This window comes from Pseudophaeobacter flagellatus (assembly GCF_021228235.1).
GTDB lineage: Bacteria > Pseudomonadota > Alphaproteobacteria > Rhodobacterales > Rhodobacteraceae > Pseudophaeobacter > Pseudophaeobacter flagellatus.
This window is the reverse complement of record NZ_JAJQRG010000001.1, coordinates 343,549-367,176: the sequence shown is the minus strand read 5'-3', so window position 1 is coordinate 367,176 and position 23,628 is coordinate 343,549. Positions and strand designations below refer to the sequence as shown.

The 23,628-nt window shown below is 58.5% G+C and carries 21 protein-coding genes, 1 tRNA gene and 1 pseudogene; 12 read left to right on the top strand and 11 right to left on the bottom strand.

The annotated features are described in order from the left end of the window. Nucleotides 1-12 precede the first annotated feature (12 nt). Nucleotides 13-168, top strand: coding sequence for a hypothetical protein (locus LRK71_RS01690; RefSeq protein ID WP_232400627.1), 156 nt, complete (start codon nt 13-15; stop codon nt 166-168). Between the two features lie 77 nt (nt 169-245). On the opposite strand, the gene LRK71_RS01685 is transcribed toward LRK71_RS01690, so the two are convergent. Next, a tRNA-Val gene (locus LRK71_RS01685) sits at nt 246-320 on the bottom strand. Nucleotides 321-461: 141 nt separating this feature from the next. Further along, the gene (locus tag LRK71_RS01680) at nt 462-917 is read right to left on the bottom strand and encodes an Lrp/AsnC family transcriptional regulator (RefSeq protein ID WP_232400626.1); all 456 of its coding nucleotides are present in this window, start codon (nt 915-917) and stop codon (nt 462-464) included. Nucleotides 918-1,049: 132 nt separating this feature from the next. On the opposite strand from LRK71_RS01680, the gene LRK71_RS01675 reads away from it, so the two are divergent. Next, nucleotides 1,050-2,102, top strand: coding sequence for a Leu/Phe/Val dehydrogenase (locus LRK71_RS01675; protein WP_232400625.1), 1,053 nt, complete (start codon nt 1,050-1,052; stop codon nt 2,100-2,102). 140 nt (nt 2,103-2,242) lie between these two features. Here LRK71_RS01675 and lon read toward each other — a convergent pair whose 3' ends face one another. Further along, nucleotides 2,243-4,657, bottom strand: coding sequence for an endopeptidase La (gene lon, locus LRK71_RS01670; RefSeq protein ID WP_232400624.1), 2,415 nt, complete (start codon nt 4,655-4,657; stop codon nt 2,243-2,245). Nucleotides 4,658-5,344: 687 nt separating this feature from the next. Beyond that, entirely contained in the window at nt 5,345-6,475 is a 1,131-nt protein-coding gene (tgt, locus tag LRK71_RS01665) for a tRNA guanosine(34) transglycosylase Tgt (protein ID WP_232400623.1), read from the bottom strand. A gap of 198 nt (nt 6,476-6,673) precedes the next feature. Here tgt and LRK71_RS01660 point away from each other — a divergent pair, with 198 nt between their 5' ends. Next, on the top strand, nt 6,674-7,564 hold the full coding sequence (locus LRK71_RS01660; protein ID WP_232400622.1) for an SPFH domain-containing protein: 891 nt from the start codon (nt 6,674-6,676) through the stop codon (nt 7,562-7,564). After that, nucleotides 7,561-7,851, top strand: a complete 291-nt coding sequence (locus tag LRK71_RS01655) for an NfeD family protein (protein WP_232400620.1) — start codon at nt 7,561-7,563, stop codon at nt 7,849-7,851. Before LRK71_RS01660 ends, LRK71_RS01655 begins: the two co-directional genes overlap by 4 nt. A gap of 219 nt (nt 7,852-8,070) precedes the next feature. Here the strand turns inward: LRK71_RS01655 and LRK71_RS01650 are convergent, their stop codons facing one another. Beyond that, nucleotides 8,071-8,778, bottom strand: a complete 708-nt coding sequence (locus tag LRK71_RS01650; RefSeq protein ID WP_232400618.1) for a substrate-binding periplasmic protein — start codon at nt 8,776-8,778, stop codon at nt 8,071-8,073. Nucleotides 8,779-9,063: 285 nt separating this feature from the next. Here LRK71_RS01650 and LRK71_RS01645 point away from each other — a divergent pair, with 285 nt between their 5' ends. The 4 genes and pseudogenes from LRK71_RS01645 (at nt 9,064) to tpiA (ending at nt 12,039) form a co-directional block, all read left to right on the top strand. Further along, on the top strand, nt 9,064-9,426 hold the full coding sequence (locus LRK71_RS01645; protein WP_232400616.1) for an SUF system Fe-S cluster assembly protein: 363 nt from the start codon (nt 9,064-9,066) through the stop codon (nt 9,424-9,426). A 107-nt stretch (nt 9,427-9,533) separates the two neighbouring features. Next, nucleotides 9,534-10,672 (top strand): annotated as a pseudogene (locus tag LRK71_RS01640) (glycerophosphodiester phosphodiesterase family protein). Nucleotides 10,673-10,810: 138 nt separating this feature from the next. Continuing rightward, entirely contained in the window at nt 10,811-11,170 is a 360-nt protein-coding gene (locus LRK71_RS01635) for a HesB/IscA family protein (protein WP_232400615.1), read from the top strand. Nucleotides 11,171-11,289: 119 nt separating this feature from the next. Further along, nucleotides 11,290-12,039 (top strand): triose-phosphate isomerase, encoded by a 750-nt coding sequence (gene tpiA / locus LRK71_RS01630; RefSeq protein WP_232400613.1) that lies wholly within the window; start codon nt 11,290-11,292, stop codon nt 12,037-12,039. 189 nt (nt 12,040-12,228) lie between these two features. Here the strand turns inward: tpiA and LRK71_RS01625 are convergent, their stop codons facing one another. The 5 genes from LRK71_RS01625 to LRK71_RS01605 form a co-directional block, all read right to left on the bottom strand. Then, a complete protein-coding gene (locus LRK71_RS01625; protein WP_232400612.1) occupies nt 12,229-13,647 on the bottom strand; it encodes a TRAP transporter large permease in 1,419 nt (472 codons plus the stop codon). Further along, the gene (locus LRK71_RS01620) at nt 13,647-14,327 is read right to left on the bottom strand and encodes a TRAP transporter small permease (protein ID WP_232400610.1); all 681 of its coding nucleotides are present in this window, start codon (nt 14,325-14,327) and stop codon (nt 13,647-13,649) included. Before LRK71_RS01620 ends, LRK71_RS01625 begins: the two co-directional genes overlap by 1 nt. A 144-nt stretch (nt 14,328-14,471) precedes the next feature. Next, entirely contained in the window at nt 14,472-15,473 is a 1,002-nt protein-coding gene (locus tag LRK71_RS01615) for a DctP family TRAP transporter solute-binding subunit (protein WP_232400608.1), read from the bottom strand. Nucleotides 15,474-15,793: 320 nt separating this feature from the next. Continuing rightward, nucleotides 15,794-17,029 (bottom strand): sigma-54-dependent transcriptional regulator, encoded by a 1,236-nt coding sequence (locus tag LRK71_RS01610; protein WP_232400607.1) that lies wholly within the window; start codon nt 17,027-17,029, stop codon nt 15,794-15,796. Continuing rightward, the gene (locus tag LRK71_RS01605) at nt 17,026-18,789 is read right to left on the bottom strand and encodes an ATP-binding protein (RefSeq protein ID WP_232400606.1); all 1,764 of its coding nucleotides are present in this window, start codon (nt 18,787-18,789) and stop codon (nt 17,026-17,028) included. Before LRK71_RS01605 ends, LRK71_RS01610 begins: the two co-directional genes overlap by 4 nt. 88 nt (nt 18,790-18,877) lie before the next feature. Here LRK71_RS01605 and LRK71_RS01600 point away from each other — a divergent pair, with 88 nt between their 5' ends. After that, on the top strand, nt 18,878-20,059 hold the full coding sequence (locus LRK71_RS01600; protein ID WP_232400605.1) for a cytochrome P450: 1,182 nt from the start codon (nt 18,878-18,880) through the stop codon (nt 20,057-20,059). Between the two features lie 172 nt (nt 20,060-20,231). On the opposite strand, the gene LRK71_RS01595 is transcribed toward LRK71_RS01600, so the two are convergent. Next, a complete protein-coding gene (locus LRK71_RS01595) occupies nt 20,232-20,699 on the bottom strand; it encodes an Lrp/AsnC family transcriptional regulator (protein ID WP_232400602.1) in 468 nt (155 codons plus the stop codon). A gap of 156 nt (nt 20,700-20,855) precedes the next feature. Between LRK71_RS01595 and cobA the strand changes: the two genes are divergently transcribed. Genes cobA through LRK71_RS01580 form a run of 3 tightly spaced genes read left to right on the top strand, consistent with a single transcriptional unit; the run spans nt 20,856 to nt 23,627 of the window. Beyond that, on the top strand, nt 20,856-21,662 hold the full coding sequence (gene cobA / locus LRK71_RS01590; protein ID WP_232400601.1) for a uroporphyrinogen-III C-methyltransferase: 807 nt from the start codon (nt 20,856-20,858) through the stop codon (nt 21,660-21,662). Continuing rightward, complete coding sequence (locus LRK71_RS01585) at nt 21,662-21,970, top strand: DUF2849 domain-containing protein (protein WP_232400599.1); 309 nt, start codon at nt 21,662-21,664, stop codon at nt 21,968-21,970. Before cobA ends, LRK71_RS01585 begins: the two co-directional genes overlap by 1 nt. Further along, a complete protein-coding gene (locus LRK71_RS01580; RefSeq protein ID WP_232400597.1) occupies nt 21,963-23,627 on the top strand; it encodes a nitrite/sulfite reductase in 1,665 nt (554 codons plus the stop codon). The genes LRK71_RS01585 and LRK71_RS01580 overlap by 8 nt, the downstream gene beginning before the upstream one ends. Nucleotide 23,628 lies beyond the last annotated feature (1 nt).

Genomic DNA, 23,628 nt, shown 5'->3' with positions numbered 1-23,628 from the left:
TGTGCTGTGGCTATGGTTTCAAATGGGGTGCCGCTGGAAAAGGTTGCCCAATACCTCGGGCATTCCAACGTGGCGATCACCTATCAAACCTACGCCAGATTTGCACCGGATCACCTGCAAGATGCCGCAGAGATTCTGGACTTCACTCAGATCCGAAAAGTCCGGTGATACGGATTTAGGTTCAGAGAACACTTTGTAAAGCGATCCCAATTCACGCTGGAAATCATATTTTTCAATAGATTAGATGGTGGGTGATAAGAGATTTGAACTCCTGACATCTTCGATGTGAACGAAGCGCTCTACCACTGAGCTAATCACCCTCAAGGCCGGGTATTACCCTTAGCCCGGGGCTGGCGCAAGAGGGAGGCTGAAAGAAATCGCTGCGCCATTTCATTTTCGTGGGTGGTTTCCTGGGCCTAGCTATCACCCTCGCATGCACATGCACCCTGGCTTTCTGTCCCCTAGAACTGCGGCAGCGCGTCGCGGGAAATCATCGTGCGCAGGGTAAAGCTGGATCGCGTATTGCGAATACCTGACACCCGCATCAGCCGGGTTTCAAGGAAGCGATCAAAATCGGTGAGATCCTGCGCCACCACCCGCAGCAAGATATCGCGGGTGCCGGTCATCAGGTAGCATTCCATCACCTGGTCAAACTTGCTCACCGCGCGCTCAAAACCCTGCAAGGCATCGGTAGACTGGCTTTCCAGTTCAACAGCGACAAAGATTGTGACCGGCAAGCCAAGCTTGGCCTGATCCACCCGAGCCGAATAGCCGCAGATCACCCCGGCCTGTTCAAGCAGGGCAACACGGCGGGCGCAGGGCGTTGGCGACAGGCCAACCCGCTCTGATAGCTCGGCCATCTTAATCCGCCCCTCGGCCTGCAATATCGCGACGATCTTGCGATCCATAGCATCCATAGTGATTTCCCCTACTACTTGCCCCAATGGTAGCAAATAGTACTAACTCGGAACAATCAAACAGTCATATTTAGAGAAAAACACCACCCCCTGTAGGCTAGAATAATGCGTCACCCAGCAGGAGCCAGACACATGACAATCACCGCTATCCCCTCAACGACACATGAAGAGATCTATCGCGTCGAAGAGCGCGCCCTTGGGTTGGTAGGGTTTATTGCCCTGCATTCCACCCAGCTGGGGCCTGCGGCAGGCGGCCTGCGGATGCGCCCCTATGCCAGCGAAGCCGAAGCCCTGCTTGATGTACAACGGCTGAGCGAGGGCATGACCTACAAGAACGCCGCTGCAGGCCTGGCGCTCGGCGGCGGCAAGGCGGTGATCATTGGCGATCCGGCTACCGAAAAGACGCCTGCCCTGCTGCGGGCCTTTGCCCGCGCCATTCACAGCCTTGACGGGCGCTATTACACCGCCGAGGATATGGGCATGAGCCCCGCCGACATGGCTATTCTGGCGGAAGAAACCCCCTATGTTGCCGGTTTGGCCGAGGGGGCCTTTGCCAGTGGCGACCCCTCTCCGATCACCGCGCGCGGTATTTTCAATGCCATTTGCACCAGTCAGGCGCATATCAGCGGCAGCAAGGATCTCTCGGCGTTGACAATCGCGGTGCAGGGGCTGGGCCATGTCGGCTGGAGCCTGTGCGGGCTATTGTCCCAGGCCGGGGCGACCCTGGTGGTAACCGATGTGAACCAGGACCGGCTGGACAAGGCGCAAAAGATCTTTGGTGCCACAGCCGTCGCCCCTGATGAAATTTACAGCGTCGAGGCCGATATCTTTGCCCCCTGCGCCATTGGCGGTATTCTGAATGCCGAGACCATTCCGCAGCTGAAAGTCGCTATCGTTTGTGGTGGGGCGAACAACCAACTGGCCAGCCCGGCCGACGCTGTGGCGCTGCATGATGCAGGTATTCTCTATGCACCGGACTTTATCACCAACGGCGGCGGCATCATCAACGTCGCCACCGAAATCGAACAGATCAGTGACCGAGACACCTTTGTCACGGAAAAACTGCGGGCGCTGGATGTCACGCTGGAAACCATACTGGCCCAGGCCAAGGCAACGGATCAAAGCCCCGATGCGGTGGCAATTAGCACCGTCCAGGCCCATATGGCCGAACAGAGCGCCGCCTGATCTGCGCGCCCCAAACGCGCGGTAGCAACAAAATCGCAACGAAAAAGGGCGACCCTGACGGGCCGCCCTTTCTATTTTTTAGGGGCTATGATGCGCGCCGACCCTATTGGACCCTCGCGCTGCCGAGATTAGCACCGCGACTAATGCGCCGGTGCGCCTGATCTGCGGGCTTCGGTTTCCAGCGCCGCCTTGGCAGCAGCCGCTTCTTCCTCTGCGGCCTCGTCCCATTCAATGGCTTCAGGCTGGCGCACCAACGCGTAGTTCAGAACTTCGGAAACATGGCTGACCGGGATGATTTCCAGCCCTTCCTTCACGTTGTCGGGGATCTCTGGCAGATCCTTGGCGTTCTCCTGCGGGATCAACACGGTCTTGATACCACCGCGCAACGCCGCCAAGAGTTTCTCCTTGAGACCGCCAATCGCCAGCGCATTGCCACGCAGGGTGACTTCGCCAGTCATGGCGATATCCTTGCGCACCGGGATCTTTGTAAGCACCGAAACAATCGAGGTCACCATGGCCAGCCCCGCAGAAGGACCATCCTTTGGGGTGGCGCCTTCGGGCACGTGAACGTGGATGTCCCATTTGTCGAACTTCGGCGGCTTCACCCCGATCTTGGGCGAGATAGAGCGCACGTAGCTGGACGCCGCTTCAATCGACTCTTTCATCACATCGCCCAGCTTGCCGGTGGTCTTCATCCGGCCTTTGCCTGGCAGGCGCAACGCTTCGATCGACAAGAGTTCACCGCCAACAGAGGTATAGGCAAGCCCGGTGACAACACCGATCTGATCTTCTTTTTCGGCCAGCCCATAGCGGTATTTCGCAACGCCGAGGAAATCATCCAGATTATCAGAGGTGACCTTGACGCTCTCGACCTCTTTTTTGACAATCTTGGTCAATGACTTACGAGCGACCTTGGCGATTTCACGCTCTAGGTTCCGCACCCCTGCTTCGCGGGTGTAAACCCGAATTATATCATTCAGGGCTTCGTCGGTCAGTTCAAATTCCTTGGCCTTGAGACCATGGTTTTTCACCTGCTTCGAGATCAGATGTTGCTTGGCAATCTCGCGCTTTTCGTCCTCGGTATAACCAGACAACGGAATGATTTCCATCCGGTCCAGCAGTGGCCCAGGCATGTTGTAGCTGTTCGAGGTGGTCAGGAACATCACGTTAGAGAGGTCATATTCGACCTCCAGATAGTGATCCACAAAGGTGGCGTTCTGTTCCGGATCAAGCACTTCCAGCATGGCGCTGGCCGGATCGCCCCGGAAATCCTGGCCCATCTTGTCGATTTCATCGAGCAGGATAAGCGGGTTGGTGGTCTTGGCTTTTTTCAGCGCCTGAATGATCTTACCAGGCATCGAGCCGATATAGGTCCGGCGGTGACCGCGAATTTCGCTTTCATCGCGCACGCCACCCAGGGAAATGCGAATGAACTCACGTCCCGTTGCCTTGGCCACGGATTTGCCAAGCGAGGTTTTACCGACACCGGGGGGACCAACAAGGCACAGGATCGGGCCTTTCAACTTGGCCGAACGCTGCTGCACTGCGAGGTATTCAACAATGCGTTCCTTGACCTTTTCCAGACCGTAGTGATCCTCATCAAGGATTTTCTCAGCCCGACCCAGGTCTTTCTTGACGCGCGATTTGACACCCCATGGGATTGCCAGCATCCAGTCAAGATAGTTGCGCACCACGGTAGCCTCTGCCGACATGGGCGACATGTTCTTCAGCTTCTTCAGCTCTGCATCAGCCTTTTCACGGGCCTCTTTAGATAGCTTGATAGCGGCGATCTTTTCTTCCAGTTCGGCAATTTCGCCAGCCCCTTCTTCGCCATCGCCCAGCTCCTTCTGAATGGCCTTCATTTGCTCATTCAGGTAGTATTCCCGCTGGGTCTTTTCCATCTGCGATTTGACACGGGTTTTGATCTTTTTCTCAACCTGAAGCACTGACATTTCGCCCTGCATCAGGCCATACACCTTCTCCAGCCGTTCGCTGATCGACAGGGTTTCCAGCAGTTCCTGCTTGCGATCAACCTCGATACCAAGATGACCTGCCACCAGATCCGCCAGTTTGGCGGGCTCTGCGGTTTCGCCAACCGCCGTAAGCGCCTCTTCGGGGATGTTCTTGCGCACTTTGGCGTAGCGCTCGAACTCATCGCTTACGGTGCGCACCAGTGCCTCGATGGTGGTGGCATCGCCGGGAATTTCAGTCAGGTACTCAGCGCTGGCCTCAAAGTAATTCTCGTTTTCCAGGAACTCAGTAATCTTGACCCGCGCGTGCCCCTCCACCAGCACCTTGACGGTGCCATCGGGAAGTTTCAGCAGTTGCAGCACATTCGCGAGAACGCCTGCCGGGTAGATGCCATCGGATTGCGGTTCGTCCTCGGCTGGATCAATCTGGCTGGACAGCAGGATCTGCTTGTCATCGGCCATCACCTCTTCGAGGGCGCGCACAGATTTCTCCCGTCCGACAAACAGCGGCACAATCATATGTGGAAAGACCACAATATCGCGCAGCGGCAGTACAGGGTAGGAGGAATTAAGCGGCTCGTTCATACTTCGTCCTTTATTTAGCAAGTCCACCAGGCCCCATCATCGGCAGCCGCAGCAGTCTCCTCTTTGGTGGTTATTATCTGGTGCAGCGGTTAACATTTTTCAACCACCGTGCCTGAAATTTGGGGTCCACATTGCCCCCAGCACCGCCGAACCACAAGAGCGCTTTTGGCAAATGCAGTGCAAATCACCACATGAAGAACAAAGCCTGTTTTTCGGGCTCTGTTTGCGGGTATATTCGTCAGTGATCGCGCAGCGCAGCCGCAATCTGGCCTGGCCAAAGGTGGCCAAAGTTGACCACGGGCTGACCAATTGCCTGCCGCAGGCCGCCATGTTCTTGTTGGCGGGGCCATCCTTCAGATGGGAAAGTACTGCAAACTCGGCCTCTTGTACCGTATCCCTCTGCATGAACCCGATCAAGGCCACACCAGACCGCAGGGCCGTAAAAGCGCAACCTAGGCCATATACGCAGAAACCCTGCTTTACTTCGTATTACTGATTTTACCAGTTCAGGATGCAAACCACCGCATTTTATCGGCCATGATCGGGCAAATCGCGCCCCACATAAGGGGCGAGCCCTTCAAATTCGACAAAAACCAAACATAGTTTATCCCCGGCACCATAGCCGCGATCCGCCATATCAGGCCCGCATATCAGGCGGGAGCGCAGGCAGCGCCCAAAGACAAAACCTCAGAGCGGTGCAATATCGCCCTCGGCCCGTTTGGCATGGAAATCCTGCTGCCAGGCATCAAAACTGCCCACCGCGATGGCACCGCGCATGCCCTCCATGATGTCCTGGAAATAGTGCAGGTTGTGCCAGGTCAGCAGCATACCAGAGATCATTTCGTTGCTGCGGAACACATGGTGCAGATAGGCACGGCTGTATTTGGAACAGGCCGGACAGCTGCAGCTCTCATCCAACGGTCGCGGATCATCCGCATGGCGCGCGTTCTTGATATTGACCACACCGTGGCGGGTGAAGGCCTGACCGGTGCGTCCCGACCGCGAGGGCAGCACACAGTCCATCATGTCGATGCCGCGCGCCACCGCACCAACGATATCGTCAGGTTTGCCAACGCCCATCAGATAGCGCGGCTTGTCCTGCGGCAGCATGTCGGGCGCATAGTCGAGACAGTCAAACATCGCCTCCTGCCCCTCGCCCACGGCAAGCCCCCCCACCGCGTAGCCATCAAAGCCAATCTGTTTCAATGCTTCTGCGCTTTCTTCGCGCAGGTCCTGTTCCAGACCGCCCTGCATGATGCCAAACAGCGCATGCCCCGGTCGATCGCCAAAGGCTGCCTTTGATCGGTCCGCCCAGCGCATCGACAGCTGCATGCTTTCGGCGATACGGTCGCGGGTGGCAGGCAGGGCTGGGCATTCGTCAAAACACATCACAATGTCAGACCCCAAGAGCTTCTGAATCTCCATCGAACGTTCCGGCGTCAGCTCGTGCTTGGAACCATCGATATGGCTTTTGAACGTGACCCCCTGTTCGGTCAGCTTGCGCAGCCCCGCCAGCGACATCACCTGAAAGCCACCGGAATCCGTCAGAATGGGCCGGTCCCAGTTCATGAACTTGTGCAAACCACCAAGGCGGTCAATCCGCTCGGCTGTGGGGCGCAGCATCAAATGATAGGTATTGCCCAGCAAGATGTCGGCGCCGGTCTCGCGCACGCTTTCCGGCATCATCGCCTTGACCGTAGCTGCAGTACCAACCGGCATAAAGGCCGGGGTGCGGATATCGCCACGCGGAGTCGAGATGACCCCGGTGCGGGCCTTGCCATCGCGGGCTTTCAAATCAAAGGTGATTTTTGGTGCCATTGTTTGCTATCCTTCGCCTGCCAAAGCCATTGCATTTGCCTGAGTGCGCGCCTTTTGGCACGTCTCAAGCCGTCTTGCCAGCCCGCAAGGCACAGCCCATAAGATCCGGTAAGCCCACCCCCTGCCCGCAGCGCCTTGAAACGGTCTCTGGGTGGTTACATCTGTATTCAATAGCACACATTGCTTTAGGAGCCCCCGATGAATGAAGACATCCTCATTGGATTGATTTCCCAAAACGCCATCTACCTGCTTGGCGCTATCTTCCTGATCGTCATTATCTTCAAGGGGGTTCATATCGTCCCCCAATCCGAAAAATTTGTCGTCGAACGCTTTGGCCGCCTGCATTCGGTTCTGGGGCCTGGCATCAACTTTATCGTGCCGCTGCTGGATAATGTCGCGCATCGCATTTCGGTTCTGGAACGCCAACTGCCCAATGCCGCCCAGGATGCAATCACCAAAGACAACGTGCTGGTGCAGATTGATACCTCTGTTTTTTATCGCATTCTTGAGCCCGAAAAAACCGTCTACCGGATCCGCGATGTGGATGGCGCCATTGCGACCACCGTTGCGGGGATTGTCCGTGCCGAGATCGGCAAGATGGACCTGGACGAGGTCCAATCCAACCGCGCCCAGCTGATTGGCCAAATTCAGACCGCGGTTGAAGACGCTGTTGATGACTGGGGCATCCAGGTCACCCGCGCAGAAATCCTAGATGTGAACCTTGACCAGGCCACCCGCGACGCCATGCTGCAACAGCTGAATGCAGAACGCGCCCGCCGCGCCCAGGTGACCGAGGCCGAAGGCACCAAACGCGCCGTTGAACTGGCCGCCGAAGGGGAGCTTTACGCCGCAGAACAGATTGCCAAGGCCCGCCGCATTCAGGCCGATGCCGAGGCCTATGCCACCGAAGTTGTTGCCAAGGCGATCCAGGAAAATGGCCTCGAAGCCGCGCAATATCAGGTTGCCCTGAAACAGGTCGAAGCCCTGAACGCGCTTGGCAATGGCGCTGGCAAGCAAACCATCCTTCTGCCCGCCCATGCACTCGAAGCCTTTGGCGATGCCTTCAAACTGCTGAAAGGTGGCAAATGATAGAGCTCGCAACACCCTTCTGGGCGCTTTGGTGGGTCTGGTGCGCTGGCGCATTGATCCTGGCGATCCTCGAGGTGCTGGTCCCCGGCTTTGTCTTTCTGGGCTTTGCCCTGGGCGCCCTGGCATGTGGCATATTGCTGGCGATCCTTGGTAGCGCCGGGCCGGGCCTACCTGCCCTGTTGTTTCTGTTTGCCGGACTATCGCTAATCTCCTGGCTGCTGATGCGTCGTTATTTTTCCCTGCCGTCGGGCCAGGTGAAGAACTTCGATCACGACATCAACGATTGACAAAAAACACCCCGCCCAGGCATCAGACCAACCTTTGACGATGCACGGAACCTCAAAAAACATAAAGGCCTGCGCATAAAACCGCAGGCCTTTATCGTTGATCTATCCGTCTTTGGCCTGCGGTTTTTCGCCCGCCGCCTGACGGCCCCCCTTGCCGGGCAAGAAAGGGGCTGCCAGGCTTCCCCCCCTCTCGCCTCGTTTGGCCTTCGGCAATCTTGATTACCTGTAGGATGCTTTGATATCAGCGGCCCGCCCACTGGCGATCAGCGCATCAAGGCTTGCTTGGATACTGGCGATTGTTGCGTCATCCACGCTAAGGTTGCAGGCAACCCCGGCCACTGTTTCATCCACCATGAAGACCTCAACGAGGTCAGGATCGTTCAGCAGGTTCAGACGCTCGCGGAAGGTCACCCATAGATCAATCCGACCGGCCTTGAGCTTCTTGATATTCAGCTCTTCCTTAGCGGTCGACACGGTATTCATGCCCGCGTCCTTCATATGGGTTTCGGCAACATCGTCCGTATAGGTACCGATTGTATAGGCACGGGCATCCTCCAGCGAATTGATCGTGATCGGGTTGCTTGCGCTGGCAACCAGAACCATTTGGTTGGCAAGCAGCGGTGAAATCCATTTGAACAGGGGCCGACGTTTTTCAGTGATGTTAGTTGTAAACACGCAGGTGCCGGGATCCTTTTGCGCATTTGAAAACGCACGGGCCCAGGGCAAGGACTTTATGGTGTATCCCACCCCTGCTGCATCCATGGCTTCGCGGACCAGATCTGTGGCTGAGCCAACAATCTCACCGTTTTCAGTGAAATTGTACGGTGGGTATTCCTCAGTCAAGAGCGTCAGCGTGGTGCCCGCCATGGAAACTGAGGCAAAGCTGGCAAACGCCGCGCTACAAATCAAGGCTTTCAAAGATGTCATATTGGGTGTCCGTCCTAGGAGAAAAAGATGCGCCACACTAACACCCCAGCCTTAAATCGGTCTTAAAGTGCGCTATGTGATCACCCCCTGCCCGGTTCGACTGATAGCGCTATATGCACGGGGGCACGTAGAAACAGACATGGCACCACAGTTTATCGATGACTTTAGATGGCGCTTCAGACGCGACCTGCGCCCGGTTCAAATTGTCGCCAGGCCCGCACAGGCTCTGGACCTTCCCTGCTTGGTTCCCTATATAAACAGTCGGATTAACAGTCAGGGACCGATATGACCAACGCTTCCGAACCGCTTGAAGGTACCCCCCTCATCGCACCGTCTTCTGTCGAGCATCCGCTGTTCGATCAGATCGCGGATGCCTGCAAGTCAGTCTATGACCCTGAAATTCCAGTCAACATCTATGAACTGGGGCTGATCTACACCATCGACATCAATGCCGAGAACGAGGTCAAGATCATCATGACCCTCACCGCTCCGGGCTGCCCTGTTGCGGGTGAAATGCCCGGCTGGATTGTCGATGCGGTCTCGCCGGTGCCCGGGGTCAAGGATGTCGACGTGGAAATCACCTGGGAGCCACCCTGGGGCATGGAAATGATGTCCGATGAAGCCCGGCTTGAGCTTGGCTTTATGTAGCGGCCTCCCGGCAGCAAAGAGATCATAAAAACGTCACAGGATCGCGGCAAAGGGGTTACCTTTTGTCGCGATTTTTCTTTTGTATTTCATTTTATTGGAGATCACCTTTGCGCTACACTCTTGCCCCCGCTCTTGCCCTGTCGCTGCCGCTTCTAGGCGCCTTTGCTCCGGTCACTGCCGCCACCCCAGAGGCAGATTCGAACGCTGGCCTCAGCTATGGCCCCCGCCCCGCCCATCTGATTGAGATGCTGCCCGAGGGCGATTTGAAGGCAAAGTTGCAGTCCTGCGCGGCGCAGCCCCCGCGCCGCAGCGATTTTTCGATCGGGCACCGGGGCGCACCCTTGATGTTTCCTGAACATACAGTGCAGTCCAACCAGGCCGCCGCGCGCATGGGGGCGGGTATTCTGGAATGCGATGTCACCTTCACCAAGGACCTGGAGCTGATCTGCCGCCACGCGCAAAACGATCTTCACACAACCACAAATATCCTGACCACCGATCTGGCCGAGACCTGCATCCAGCCCTTTACCCCCGCGACGCCAGACAGCCCCGCGAAGGCAGAGTGCCGCAGCAGCGATATCACCCTGGCACAGTTTCAAAGCCTCACCCCCAAGATGGACAGCTTTGACAAGACCGCCACCAGTGCCGCCGCCTCACAGGGCGGGGTCGCGCCCTGGCGCAGCACGCAATATGGGGATGGCGCCACCGCCATGACCCATGCGCAATCTATCGCGTTGTTCAAATCCCTGGGTACAAAGTTCACTCCCGAACTCAAATCCCCCGTGGTCGAGATGCCCTTTAACGGCTTCACCTTGCAGAACTATGCCCAGAAATTGATCGCCGACTACAAGGCAGCAGGTATTCCTGCAGCCGACGTCTGGCCACAGAGTTTTGACCTGGAGGTGGTGAAATACTGGATCGACAGTGAACCCGAGTTCGGCCGCCAGGCGGTCTATCTTGATGGGCGCAACCAGGGCAGCGCGCCGCTTGACCCCAACGCGCCCGACAGCTTTCAGCCCTTGAGGCCAAGGCCGCCGGGTTGCAGCTGATTACCTGGACGCTCGAACGCTCTGGCCCGCTGAACGATGGCGGCGGCTGGTACTTCCAGTCCGTGCGGCCTGCGGTGCAGAATGCCTCCAGCTACTACGAAGTTCTTGATGTGCTGGCGCAGGACGTGAAAATCGACGGGATCTTCTCCGACTGGCCTGCAACCGTCACCTACTACGCCAACTGCATGGGGCTATAAACCCCTGCCGCACGCCGGATCATCGCGGGCCACACCCGCGGCCTCCCCCCTCGCTGTGGCACGCGATTTCACGCCCCCCTCTTGAGCCTGCGCCCTAGCCGCCCTAGATAGGGTGTAACGCGCGTATTGGAGACACTCATGTTCGGCATTCCTGGCAAACAGGCTGTGACAATCACCCCAAAGGCTGCGGCCCAGATCAGCAAGCTGATGGCCAGTGGTGGCCATGCAGGCCTGCGCATTGGCGTCAAAAAGGGCGGCTGTGCCGGAATGGAATACACCATGGAATATGTCGACGACCCCGACACCAACGACGAGGTGGTCGAACAGGATGGCGCTCGGGTACTGATTGCCCCCATGGCACAGATGTTCCTCTTTGGCACTGAAATCGACTATGAGATCTCGCTGCTGGAAAGCGGCTTCAAATTCAACAACCCCAATGTGTCTGAGGCTTGCGGCTGTGGCGAATCCATCAGCTTCAAGGATGTGCCGAACCTCTAACCTCCGCTTTGCCTGACACACGATAAGCGCGGTCAGAGGCTGCCTGCCTCTCTTTGTCTGATTGCCCCGCACAGCTGCGGATGTTACCACGTGGCCAGAAACCATAAAAGGAACGGCACATGCGGCAAAAAATGGCAGTGGGTAACTGGAAAATGAACGGAACAGGCGCGGCTTTGGCCGAGCTTCAGGCCTTGGCAGCGGCACAGGGTGCAGCACGCGCCGAAGTCCTGATCTGCCCAGCCGCCACCCTGCTGTCGCGCGCCGCAGATGTGGTTAAAGACAGCACAGTTGCCATTGGTGGCCAAAACTGCCACGCCGCAACCGCCGGCGCGCATACCGGGGACATTTCGGCAGAGATGCTCAAGGATGCCGGCGCCAATGCCGTGATCCTGGGCCATTCGGAACGCCGCGCCGACCACGCAGAAAGCAGCGAAGAAGTGGGCGCCAAGGTCTGCGCCGCTTGGGAGGCTGGCCTCATGACCGTGATCTGCGTCGGCGAAACCCTGACAGAGCGCGAAGCAGGCGATACCCTGAATGTCGTGGCGGCCCAACTCAAGGCCTCTTTGCCTGATGGGGCCACCAGTGAAAACACGGTTCTTGCCTATGAACCGGTCTGGTCCATTGGCACCGGCAAGGTGCCAAGCTTGGCGCAGATCGCCAAGGTGCATAATTTCATCCGCGCCGAGCTCACCACCCGCTTCGGCGCTGAAATGGCAGAGGCCACCCGGCTGCTCTACGGTGGCTCGGTCAAACCCAGCAATGCCGCGCAAATCTTTGCCGTTTCCAATGTTGACGGTGCTCTGGTCGGCGGTGCCAGCCTCACAGCAGAGGAATTTGTCCCGATCATTTCCGCCCTCGACGCCAGCTGACACCCGCGCCTCCTGGCGCCTCGCCAAAATGGCTTCATCTTACCCCAAAAACCTCGGGGTGAATTGGCCAGAGGCCAAGAGGGGCAGCGCCCCTTGCGTACCTAATATCTATCCCGCAATGACAAAACGCCCCGGTAAAACCGGGGCGTTTCTTATTTCTCGTATCCTGCGGGATCGCTCCCATGCGGGCTAGTTGGTGATGATCTCAGGCCCCATCAGCGCATTGGGGATCATCGTGCTCAGCCAGGGAATGTATGTCACCATGATCAGGAACACGAAGAGCACCGCGAGGAAGGGCAAAGCCGCCCGCACCACCGACATCATCGGCATGCCCGCAACCCCGGAGGTCACAAAGAGGTTGAGCCCAACCGGCGGGGTGATCATGCCAATTTCCATATTGACCACCATGATGATGCCGAGGTGGATAGGGTCAATGCCCAACTCGATTGCAATCGGAAACACCAGTGGCGCCACGATCACCAACAGCCCCGACGGTTCCATGAACTGGCCGCCGATCAGCAAGATCACATTTACCACCACCAGAAACATCACCGGGCCAAAACCAGCCGACAGCATTGCATTGGCGATATGTTGTGGCACCTGCTCATCCGTCAGCACATGCTTCAGGATCAGCGCATTGGCGATCACAAACATCAGCGTCACTGTCAGCTTACCGGCATCAAACAGCGCCTTCTTGGTGTCTTTATGCCCCCAGACCGATAGCAATGCCATCGGTGCCTGCAACACAGAACGCCGCTTCCGTCCCTCGGTTTCTGCCAATGGTCCCATGTCGCGATAGACAAAGCTGGCCACAAAGAACGCATAGACAGAGGCCACAGCTGCCGCCTCAGTTGGCGTAAAGATGGCGGCTTCCTTGTACAGCCCCAGCTCTGCCGAGTACCAGGGATAGCCGTAGATGCCGACCATGATGATCACGATCAGGAACAAGCCCCAGAAAGCCTCGCGGAAAGAGGCACCAACCTCGCCCCAACCTGCCCACTGCCCCTTGGGCATGTTCTTGATCCGGGCGATCACATAGATCGTCACCATCAGCATCAAACCAGCCAAAAGCCCCGGAATGATCCCCGCCAGGAACATCCGACCAACCGAAACATCAACCGAGGCCGCATAGACCACCATGACGATCGACGGCGGGATCAAAATGCCCAGCGTGCCGGCATTACAGATGACCCCGGCGGCGAACTCCTTGGTATAGCCCGCCTGGCGCATGGCTGCGATAACGATGGAGCCAATGGCCACAACAGTTGCAGGCGACGATCCCGACAGGGCGGCAAACATCATGCAGGCAAAGACGCCCGCAATGGCCAGCCCCCCCTGAAAATGGCCGACACAGGCGATGGAAAAGCGAATGATCCGCTGCGCCACCCCGCCAGTGGACATGAAGGTAGAAGCCAGAATGAAAAACGGAATGGCCAGCAGGGTGAAGTGCCCTTCAAAGGCTTCGAACAGGGTGCCGGCGACGCTCGCCAGTGAACTGTCCGAATAGATCAGCAAAAACAGAACCGAGCTAAGCCCCAGAGAGATCGCAATCGGCACACCGATCAGCATCAGGCCAATGACCATGGCAAACAGGAAAATCACGTCCATTAATTTTCTCCCTCGGTCGCGCGGGCCCGGGCTTCGTCCAGCTCATCTTCGACCTCATGGCTGGCCACCAGCCGGTCTGCCTCACCGCGCCACATCTGCAGCGCCGCCTGGGCAAACCGCAAAACAAGCAACAGCATCGACAGCGGCAGCACCACATAGGGCACCGCCTTTGGCAGCTTCTCATAGGAATCGCCGTAGTTGATCAATTCCTCCAGAAAACGGAAGACCCCGACCATTGGCACATCCTGCACCTCATAAAAACTCTGCGAGCGCGCGCTGAAATCAAACCCGGTGGGGAACCAGCGTCCCGAAGTCGGCGGCAGATCAGCAAAAACCGCCCAGTAGTCATAGGCACCCTTGAGCAGCAACAGCGAAAACACCAGACAGCAGCCGGAAGCAATCAGCCCGACCACCCTGCGCACCCTTGGGTTTAGAATATTGACAATGGCATCCACGCCCAGATGGGCATGGGTCTTTACGGCATAGGCTGCACCCAGAAGCACCAACCAGGCAAAAAGGAATACCGTCAGCTCTAGGGCCCACAGAATATTAGAATTAAAGACGAAACGCGCGATCACATTGGCAAATGTAATAACGGTCATCAGTCCCAGAAGCAGCGCAATCAGCGTTTCTTCCAGGGTGTTGATAAACCCAGACGGGCCGGTTCTTGCCCCCGACATATTGGTCACCCCGATGATTTTGAGAAAAGAGTAAACGCAGGCTGCGGATCCACACCCCACCTGGACTTCGGGGCGCAGATCATCTGGATCAGCGCCCCGGAAGGCACCCGCTCACAAAGAGACGGGTGCCTGTTTCAGGTCCAATCAGTGATTGGCGTTGATCGCCTGTGCTGCGTCGATCTTGTCCTGACCAACGTCGCCAGCGAACTGCTGCCAGACCGGCATCATGGTTTCAACCCAAGCCTGACGCTGGTCGGCATCCAGGCTGCGCACTTCACCACCTGCGGCGATAATGGCCTCTTTGGCCTCTTGGTTCACCTGTGTGGATTCTGCGTTGCGGGTAGCGGTCACTTCACCAAGAATGGTGAGAAACTGTTCCCGCACGGCGGGCTCCAGGCTTTCCAGCCAATCCACGTTGGTCACCACCAGATAGTCGATGATACCGTGGTTGGTTTCGGTCACCCCGTCCTGCACTTCAAAGAACTTTTTGCCATAGATGTTGGACCAGGTGTTTTCCTGTCCATCCACAACCCCCTGTTGCAATGCGCCGTAAACCTCCGAGAAGGCCATTTTCTGCGGGCTGCCACCGATGGCTTCCATCTGGGCGACCAGAACATCAGAAGACTGCACCCGGAACTTCAGACCATTGGCATCGCTAGGTGCCACCAGCGGCTTGTTGGCGGACATCTGCTTCATGCCGTTGTGCCAATAGGCTAGCCCCTGCAGGCCGCGACGCTGCATGCTGTCAAGCAGGGCCTGCCCGTTTTCCGAGGCCTGGAATTCATCAACCGCGTCGATGTTCTTGAACATGAATGGCAGATCAAACAGGCGGAATTCTTTGGTGAACTTTTCGAACTTGGACAGCGAAGGCGCGGCCAGTTGCACATCGCCCTGCAACATGGCTTCCAGCACCTTGTTGTCGTTATACAGGGTCGAGTTGGGATAGACCTCTAGGCACATGGTGCCATTCATCTCGTCGTTGATCCGCTGTTCCAGCAACGACGCCGCAATCCCCTTGGGGTGCTTGTCGGTGTTGGTGACATGGCTGAACTTGACGACAATCTCGCCCTCATCACAGGCCGCCTGTGCGGCACCAGCGGTTACGGTCAGCGCCATCGCGGTGGCAGCAGCAGTTACATATTTCATTTCAATCCTCCCAGAATTGGTAATGTCCCCACCTGCGGCGGGGCCTCTGCCATAGAATTGCCAGTTGTGCGGGGGCACTCAAGATTTGTTTCAAATTTAGGCGGATTTCAAGTTTCTGCATTTTTCTGCAATGACTTACATCGACATAAACGCCCCCATCACATCCCGCCGCTGGGATGTTGTGCGAAATCTCGCACATGGTTTCTGGGGTGTTGTGCGAAAATCCGCACAGAGTTTGGCAACTTGGCAGCCGTGATGCGCAAAGAATCGCCGACGTGTACCCCCGCCCGATCGCACTGCACACAGGCCCGCCAGAGCCGTTACGGCCGCCGGTAGTCTTCCGGCCGGATGCCGTAGCGGGCCAATTTATCATAAAATGTTTTGCGCGGCAGTTTCAACGCCTCTGCTGCTGCGGCGGCCCGGCCGTTCTGTCGTCCCAGGGCCGCAATCAACAAAGAGCGTTCCACCTGGGCCATCTGCTCGGCCAGACCAAGATCGGTTGCCGCGCTCACCTCATCTGGCATGCCCAGCACAAAGCGCATGGCCGCCGACATCAAGGATCGCGCATTGCCCGGCCAATCCTGCGCCATCAACCCGGCGAGATGCTCTTGGCTGATTTCCGGCGGCTCTATTCCGGCCTGTTCAGCAGCCTGGGCCACATAAAGACGGAACAGAACAGGGATATCGCCGGGGCGTTCAGCCAGCGAAGGAATGCGTACCCGCATGCCCTCAAGGCGGTAATACAGATCGGCGCCAAAGCTGCCCGCCGCGACAAGAGCGGCCAGATCGGCGGTACTGCCAACAATAAGGCGCGGCCCATCCCCCTGTTCGATCCGCTCCAAAACGGCATACTGCAGCGCCTCGGACAGCGCCGAGACTTCGTCCAAGAACAGCGAGCCACCTGCCGCCTGCTGACAGAGTGCAGCCAGATCCGCGACGCTAAGCCCGGCAGAGGGGGATTTGACAAAGGGCGCCTGGGCGCGCGGCGACATCAGGTGAATGACCTCTGCCACCTTGGGAACGCCGCTGCCCGCCGGACCGGACACCAGGACTTCGGCCAGGGTTGGCGCCACACTGCGCACCCGCGCACGCAAAGCATCTGACTGCGGCGAGGTCCCAAATAACATGCGTGCCGCCGGGTCGCCCTCTTCCAGCTTCTGCTTGAAACTGCGGTTTTCCAACACCAGGCGGCGGGTCTTGAGCGCCCGCTGCAGCGCAGTAAGCAAGTCCGCTGTCACGCAGGGTTTTTCCAGAAAACCAAAGGCCCCCTGCGACATCGCCTTAACCGCCATGGGAATATCCCCCTCGCCAGTCAGCAGGATCACCGGCAGGTCCTCATCAGTACCGCGCACATAATCAAGCAGGTAAAACCCATCCCGCCCCGGCATGCGGATATCCGACAGGACCACCCCGTCAAATTCAGCGGTGATCAGATCCTTGGCCGCCACAAAAGAGCCTGCCGTGATGGGCTCCAAATCGTTAAGTTCGAGTGTCTGCGCCAGGGCTTCGCGCAGCGCCGCATCATCATCTACCACCAGAACCTTGCGAGTTGTCATGTCGCGCCACCTTCGTTCCACCGCTCCAGCTCTACGGTAAAGACCGCGCCGCGTTCCATATTTCTACCATGGATATTGCCACCAAAACTCTGCACCAGACCGTAGGAAATCGACAGCCCCAGCCCCATGCCCTCGGAGCTGCTAACCACCTTGGTAGAGTAGAACGGATCAAACATCTTCTCCGGTTCCTTGATGCCAGGACCAATGTCGCGCACCGCCACCGAAAGCCGATCACCAGCCTCTAGGGTGATGTTGATGGACCGCGTATTCTGATCCAGCATGGCATCAGCTGAATTATTGATAAGGTTAACAAAAACCTGGGTAAGTCGGACTTCTCCACCCCAGACATAAATTGGCTCGTTGCCGTCAGGCGGTTGCCAGCTTAGCGCCACCTCATCCGTCTCCAGACGCGAGGCGGTCAACTCTACCGCGGTATTGATCACCTGCACCAGATCCACCCGCGCCATGGGCTCGTTCTCATTGCGCGAAAAGGCCCGCAGGTTTTTGATGATGCGGGCCATGCGCGCCGACATGCCAGCAATCCGCGTCAGGTTCTCGCCAACCCGGTCCACCTGGCCACGCCGCAAAAAGGCATCGCCGTTTTCGGCATATTGCTGGATCGCCATCAAGGGCTGGTTCAGCTCGTGGCTGATCCCGGCAGACATCTGCCCCAGGGCCGACAGCTTGCCCGCCTGTACCAGTTCCTCTTGCGCCTTCTTCAGGGCCGCCTCGGCATCCTCGCGCTCGCTCACTTCGCGGCGCAACTGGCTGTTTGTCGCCTGCAGGGCACGGGTGCGGGTCGCAACCCGGCTTTCCAGTACCGCATTGGCCTTGGCCAGGGTGCGACGGCGTTCGAGCGCCAGAAAGAGAAAGGTGCCAAAGGCCAGGCACAGCGCCGCCAAGGCAAAAGCCTGCAGTGTCGCCAGCCGCCAGGCCGAGGCAACATCAACCAGGATTTGCCCGGTCAAACCGATCACCGGCAAACCCACCGTCAAATGCAGCGCGCGCCGGGGCAGATAGGGCCGTTCAGACAAATGCCAGATTTCATGTTCACCAGTTGTGGACACCCGGTAGGACAAAGAGCTGCCATCGCGCAGCACGCCACCAGTTCCCCCCGTGCCTGCCGCGCCCCAAACAGACCCCGTCTGTTGCCAAAACAGCAGCTCTGGCCGGTTGGAAATAAAGACCTCTCCTGTTGCCTTGGTGAAAAAGACCGCCGGCAAAGACCCGCGCCAAGTCTGTTCGACATCTTCGACATCAGCAACAACCACCAGCACACCAGAGATACCACCCTCAGGCGAGAAATCCGGCGCGGCGTAAAAATAGGCGCGCTGACCATTGTCCGCCAGCACGGCCGCCCCCGTGCCCAATGCCCCCTGCAAGGCGCGGCGGAAATACCCCTCCGCCGCAATGTTTTCGCCAAGCACACCTGAGGCAGCGGTAAGCACCCGGCCATCGACATCAGCATAAAGCACATCCAAAGCCGCAGTCTTGTCGGCCACCCCGCGCAGCAGATGCTGTGCCGCGCGACGCCCCGCAGGGCTGTCCAACTGTTCAAGTGCAGGGTGATCCGCCATCAATACCGCAAGTTCTTGATATATCTGCAATTGTGTACTGACGCGATCAGAGGCCAGCGCCAGATCAGCAACGCTGCGCTCGGCCAGGGAATCCAACGCCTGCCGGTACCCATAGACCCATGTTGCCCCACCAATTGCGATCACCGCCAGAGCGAACCCCAGCAACCCTGCCCATCTTTGCATTCCTGTACCAGTCTCCTTGCACTTATGTTTTTTCCCAGTCTAGCAAGACTGGACTTGCAAAGGCCAGTCATCGCGGCAAAGTCAGCCCATGCAAACAGTCATCCAATCCCCGACCGATCCTGCCTTTGTGCAAGACCCCTATCGCTTTTACCAAAACTGCCGCAGCCTCGGCGGTCTGTGCTACTGGCAGGATTATGGCATGCCAGCCGCCTTTCGCCGCGCCGCAGTGCATGCCATCCTCCGCGATCGCAGATTTGGCCGCGAAGTGCCACCAGAAATTGCCACAGCAGCCCCGGCGCATCTGACCCCCTTTCTCGCGGTCGAAGCTCATTCGATGCTAGAGGCAGAGCCGCCCCGCCATACCCGCCTGCGCCGACTGGTGATGCGGGCCTTCACCTCGCGCGAAATCAAGGCACAGCAAGCCGATCTCACGGCCCTGTGCCACAGCTTGATTGATGCCTTCCCGGCCGAACCCTTTGATCTGCTTCCGGCCTATTGCACCCAGGTTCCCGTTATCACCATCTGCCGTCTGCTTGGCGTGCCCTGCGAAATGGCACCGCAACTCTTGGACTGGTCCCATGCGATGGTCGCCATGTATCAGGCCGGCAAGACCCATGCGGATGAACTGGCCGCCGCCACGGCAGCGCAGGACTTTAGCGATTTCCTTGCAGGCTACATCGCCAAACGCCGCTCGGATCCGCGGGATGATCTGATCACCCGGCTGATCCTGGCTGAAGAAGAAGGCGACAGCCTCAGCACGGATGAGTTGATCGGCACCTGCATCCTGTTGCTGAATGCCGGGCACGAGGCCACGGTACACGCCCTGGGCAATGGGGTGAAAACGCTGCTGCAACAGGGCTGGGATCCCGCCTGGCTGGCACCAGCAGGCATCGAAAACCTGGTCGAAGAAATCCTGCGCTATGATCCGCCGCTGCATATGTTCACCCGCTACGCCTACGAAGAGATCGAGGTCATGGGCCATCTATTTCAGCCTGGCGATCAGGTCGCCTTGCTGCTGGCGGCTGCCAATCGCGACCCTGCCGCCGAAGACGAACCGGAGCGTTTTGATCCAACCCGCCCGGCCCGCACCAATGCGGCCTTTGGTGGTGGCCTGCATTTCTGCGTTGGCGCGCCGCTTGCGCGACTGGAAATGCAGGTCGCTCTGCCGATCCTGTTTGACCGCTGCCCGCAGCTGAAACTCGCCGCCGCGCCGCGCTATAGCAACAGCTATCATTTCCACGGGCTGACAGGGCTGCAGGTCACAGGCTAACCTGCGGGTCAAGGAGGGCCAAAGCCCCCCCTGCATCGCAGGGCTTGTCCTTTACGCGCCAAACCTAGTCAAACTTGTTCAGGCATCTTTGGGGCAGACCTGCCGTCACGCCGCACCTGTCGGATCAAGGCGCGCGGCAGCGCTCCTTTGTCCTACGCCTTTTGCATATGCCTCAGCCCTCCAGCGGCAGCATAGTGGTGGATTTGATCTCTTCCATCGACAAGAGCGCGGTAACATTATGCACCCGCACCTCTGAAATCAGCGCCTGGTAAAACTTGTCATAGGCCCGCGCGTTCTGCACCCGCACCTTCAGGATATAGTCGATATCCCCGGCCAGCCGATGCGCCTCCTGCACTTCGGGGCGGTCGTGCAGCGCCTTCAGGAAGGATTGCTGCCACTCGGCCTCATGCTCCGAGGTACGGATCAGCACAAAGAAACAAGCCTCAAAGCCCAGAGCCTCGGCGTCCAGCACCACAGTCTGCTGACCAATGACACCCGCCTCGCGCAGTTTTCGGATCCGATTCCACACCGGCGTCTTGGAACTGCCCACCTGACGGGCGATTTCATCCAAGGATTGCCCGGCATCCCGCTGAAGCTCTGCCAGAATTTTCCGGTCCGTCGCATCGATCCGAACTGTCATTCTCATTTTCCCTCTGTTTCAGGACCATCCTATCCGGGCACGACGCCAGATGGAACAAACAACCTTATTTGGTTCTGCATATAGCGTAACGGCGGGAATATTTCCTATATCTACAGTCAAGTCAAACAACAGAAAGCCGCCGCCATGACCGGTCCCATGACACAGAACACCACAGTCCCCGCGCCCAGCCGCAGCGGCATGTGCTGCCTTGTCAGCGGCGATGTGGCCTTTGCAGGCTCTGGCCCGGGCGATCCGGACCTGTTGACGCTAAAGGTCGCCAAGGCACTGCAAGAGGCCGATGTGGTCCTGTATGATCGCCTGGTCAGCGCCGAGATCCTCGCCCTGGCGGGGGCACAGGCACAGCTGGAAGACGTCGGCAAAGAGGGCTTTGGCCCCTCCATGAGCCAGCAAGAGATCTGCGCCCGGATGGTGGCCCATGCCCAGGCAGGCAAAAAGGTGCTGCGCCTGAAATCCGGTGACCCAACCGTCTTTGGCCGCCTGGATGAGGAACTGACCGCCTGTGAAGAGGCTGGCATCGCCTATCAGATCATGCCCGGCATCACCGCCGCCTCGGCTGCGGTGGCTGGCATCGGCCAGAGCTTGACCCAGCGCGGGCGCAATTCTTCGGTGCGCTTTCTGACCGGGCATGACATGCGCGGCTTTGCCGATCAGGACTGGGCCGCCCTCGCCCGCCCCGGCGAGGTTGCCGCGATCTACATGGGCAAGAAATCAGCCCGTTTCGTACAGGGCCGCCTGATCATGCACGGCGCCAGCCGGGCAACGCCGGTGACCCTGGTCGAAAATGCCTCACGTCGCAATCAGCGGGTTCTGGAAACCACGCTGGACCGCCTGCCAACCGATCTTGCCACTGCGGGTTTTGACGGACCCGCCCTCACATTTCTGGGGCTTGCCCCGCGCCACAGCGCAGCCGCCCTCACCGCATTGAACATGGAGCTTGCATAATGGCCCGCCCCTTTACCCCCAAAGTCATCACCGCCAACGATCTACTGGAAGGCGATGTCATCTACTTCATGGCGGACGACAGCTGGACCCGTGATCTGGCCCAGGCCGAATTGATCGAAGACGAAGCCGAAGCCCAGCTGCGCCTGCTGGCGGCGGAGAAGCAGAACATCCGCATCGTCGGGGCCTATCTGGCCGATGCCAAGGCCGGTCCCAGCGGTCCAGAACCGGTGCATTTCCGCGAAGATTTCCGCCGCAAAGGCCCATCCAACTACAGCCACGGCAAACAGGAGGCCGAAGCCCATGTATAAATACAACGCCTTTGACGCCGCCTTTCTGGCAGAGCGCAACGCCCAGTTCCGTGCCCAGGTTGGACGCCGCATTGACGGCTCTCTCACCGAGGATGAATTCAAGCCGCTGCGGCTGATGAATGGTGTTTACCTGCAGCTGCACGCCTATATGCTGCGGGTCGCCATCCCCTATGGCACGCTCAATTCCGCCCAGATGCGCGCCTTGGCGCTGCTGGCCGAAAAGTGGGACAAGGGCTATGGCCACTTCACCACCCGCCAGAACATCCAGTACAACTGGCCCAAGCTCAACGATATCCCTGATATGCTGGATGCCCTGGGTGAAGTCGGATTGCACGCGATCCAGACCTCGGGCAACACCATCCGCAACACCACCGCCGACCACTTTGCCGGCGCCGCCGCGGATGAGCTGACAGACCCGCGCCCCTATGCAGAACTGATCCGGCAGTGGTCGACAGATCACCCCGAGTTCCAGTTTCTGGGGCGCAAGTTCAAGATTGGCATCACCGGCAGCCCCAATGACCGCGCCGTGGTCAAGGCGCATGACGTCGGTCTTCGCATGGTGGAACAGAATGGCGAGATCGGCTTTGAGGTCATCGTTGGTGGTGGCCTGGGTCGTACGCCTATGGTCGGCAAAGTCATTTGCGACTTCCTGCCCCAGGCCGATCTGCTGCCTTACCTTGAGGCAGTGCTGAGCGTCTACAACGTGCTGGGACGGCGCGACAACAAGTACAAGGCCCGCATCAAGATTACGGTGCAGGAAAACGGCATCGAAAAGATCCGTGATCTAGTCGAGGCCCGCTTTGCCGAGCGTCGGCGCGAATTTGATGGCACCGATCAGGCGCTTCTGGCCGAGATCAAGACCCATTTCACCCCGCCCGCCCTGCGCACTGGCAACACCGATGCCTATCAGGCGGCCTATGATGCCGACCCGGTGTTCCGGGCCTGGGCCGATACCAACCTGGCCGAACACCGCAACAGCGCCCATGCCATCGTCACCATCTCGATCAAGGCACATGGCGCCACCCCCGGCGATGCCAGCGCCGCGCAGATGCGCGCCATGGCCGATCTTGCCGAAGAGTTGGGCTACGATGAGCTGCGCATCAGCCATCAGCAGAACGTGATTCTGCCGCATGTGCATAAATCCGACCTGCCCGCGCTGCACGCCCGATTAAAGGAACAGGGCCTGGCCACCGCCAATATCGGCCTGATTTCAGACATTATCGCCTGCCCTGGCATGGACTACTGCGCCCTGGCAACAGCGCGTTCGATCCCGGTAGCGCAAGAGATTGCCAGCCGCTTTGACGATCTGAAGCTGGAGCACGACATCGGCCATCTGCAGATCAAGATCTCCGGCTGCATCAATGCCTGTGGCCACCACCACGTGGCCCATATCGGCATTCTTGGGCTGGATCGCGCCGGGGTGGAAAACTACCAGATCACTCTGGGCGGCGACGCCACTGAAACCGCCGCGATTGGCAAACGCACCGGACCGGGCTTTGCCTATGATGAAATCGTACCTGCGGTGGAACGGCTGATCGAGGCCTATCTCACCCTGCGCAGCGACGCAGAGGAGACCTTCCTGGAAACCTATCGTCGTCTCGGCATGGAGCCCTTCAAGACCGTGCTCTATCCTGAGGCCCAGAAAAAGGTGGCATAGC

What these genes read in the sequence shown, in the direction of transcription:
- LRK71_RS01690 (WP_232400627.1), top strand. Translation starts at nt 13, where the DNA reads ATGGTTTCAAATGGGGTGCCGCTGGAAAAGGTTGCCCAATACCTCGGG.
- LRK71_RS01680 (WP_232400626.1), bottom strand. Translation starts at nt 917, where the DNA reads ATGGATGCTATGGATCGCAAGATCGTCGCGATATTGCAGGCCGAGGGG.
- LRK71_RS01675 (WP_232400625.1), top strand. Translation starts at nt 1,050, where the DNA reads ATGACAATCACCGCTATCCCCTCAACGACACATGAAGAGATCTATCGC.
- lon (WP_232400624.1), bottom strand. Translation starts at nt 4,657, where the DNA reads ATGAACGAGCCGCTTAATTCCTCCTACCCTGTACTGCCGCTGCGCGAT.
- tgt (WP_232400623.1), bottom strand. Translation starts at nt 6,475, where the DNA reads ATGGCACCAAAAATCACCTTTGATTTGAAAGCCCGCGATGGCAAGGCC.
- LRK71_RS01660 (WP_232400622.1), top strand. Translation starts at nt 6,674, where the DNA reads ATGAATGAAGACATCCTCATTGGATTGATTTCCCAAAACGCCATCTAC.
- LRK71_RS01655 (WP_232400620.1), top strand. Translation starts at nt 7,561, where the DNA reads ATGATAGAGCTCGCAACACCCTTCTGGGCGCTTTGGTGGGTCTGGTGC.
- LRK71_RS01650 (WP_232400618.1), bottom strand. Translation starts at nt 8,778, where the DNA reads ATGACATCTTTGAAAGCCTTGATTTGTAGCGCGGCGTTTGCCAGCTTT.
- LRK71_RS01645 (WP_232400616.1), top strand. Translation starts at nt 9,064, where the DNA reads ATGACCAACGCTTCCGAACCGCTTGAAGGTACCCCCCTCATCGCACCG.
- LRK71_RS01635 (WP_232400615.1), top strand. Translation starts at nt 10,811, where the DNA reads ATGTTCGGCATTCCTGGCAAACAGGCTGTGACAATCACCCCAAAGGCT.
- tpiA (WP_232400613.1), top strand. Translation starts at nt 11,290, where the DNA reads ATGCGGCAAAAAATGGCAGTGGGTAACTGGAAAATGAACGGAACAGGC.
- LRK71_RS01625 (WP_232400612.1), bottom strand. Translation starts at nt 13,647, where the DNA reads ATGGACGTGATTTTCCTGTTTGCCATGGTCATTGGCCTGATGCTGATC.
- LRK71_RS01620 (WP_232400610.1), bottom strand. Translation starts at nt 14,327, where the DNA reads ATGTCGGGGGCAAGAACCGGCCCGTCTGGGTTTATCAACACCCTGGAA.
- LRK71_RS01615 (WP_232400608.1), bottom strand. Translation starts at nt 15,473, where the DNA reads ATGAAATATGTAACTGCTGCTGCCACCGCGATGGCGCTGACCGTAACC.
- LRK71_RS01610 (WP_232400607.1), bottom strand. Translation starts at nt 17,029, where the DNA reads ATGACAACTCGCAAGGTTCTGGTGGTAGATGATGATGCGGCGCTGCGC.
- LRK71_RS01605 (WP_232400606.1), bottom strand. Translation starts at nt 18,789, where the DNA reads ATGCAAAGATGGGCAGGGTTGCTGGGGTTCGCTCTGGCGGTGATCGCA.
- LRK71_RS01600 (WP_232400605.1), top strand. Translation starts at nt 18,878, where the DNA reads ATGCAAACAGTCATCCAATCCCCGACCGATCCTGCCTTTGTGCAAGAC.
- LRK71_RS01595 (WP_232400602.1), bottom strand. Translation starts at nt 20,699, where the DNA reads ATGACAGTTCGGATCGATGCGACGGACCGGAAAATTCTGGCAGAGCTT.
- cobA (WP_232400601.1), top strand. Translation starts at nt 20,856, where the DNA reads ATGACACAGAACACCACAGTCCCCGCGCCCAGCCGCAGCGGCATGTGC.
- LRK71_RS01585 (WP_232400599.1), top strand. Translation starts at nt 21,662, where the DNA reads ATGGCCCGCCCCTTTACCCCCAAAGTCATCACCGCCAACGATCTACTG.
- LRK71_RS01580 (WP_232400597.1), top strand. Translation starts at nt 21,963, where the DNA reads ATGTATAAATACAACGCCTTTGACGCCGCCTTTCTGGCAGAGCGCAAC.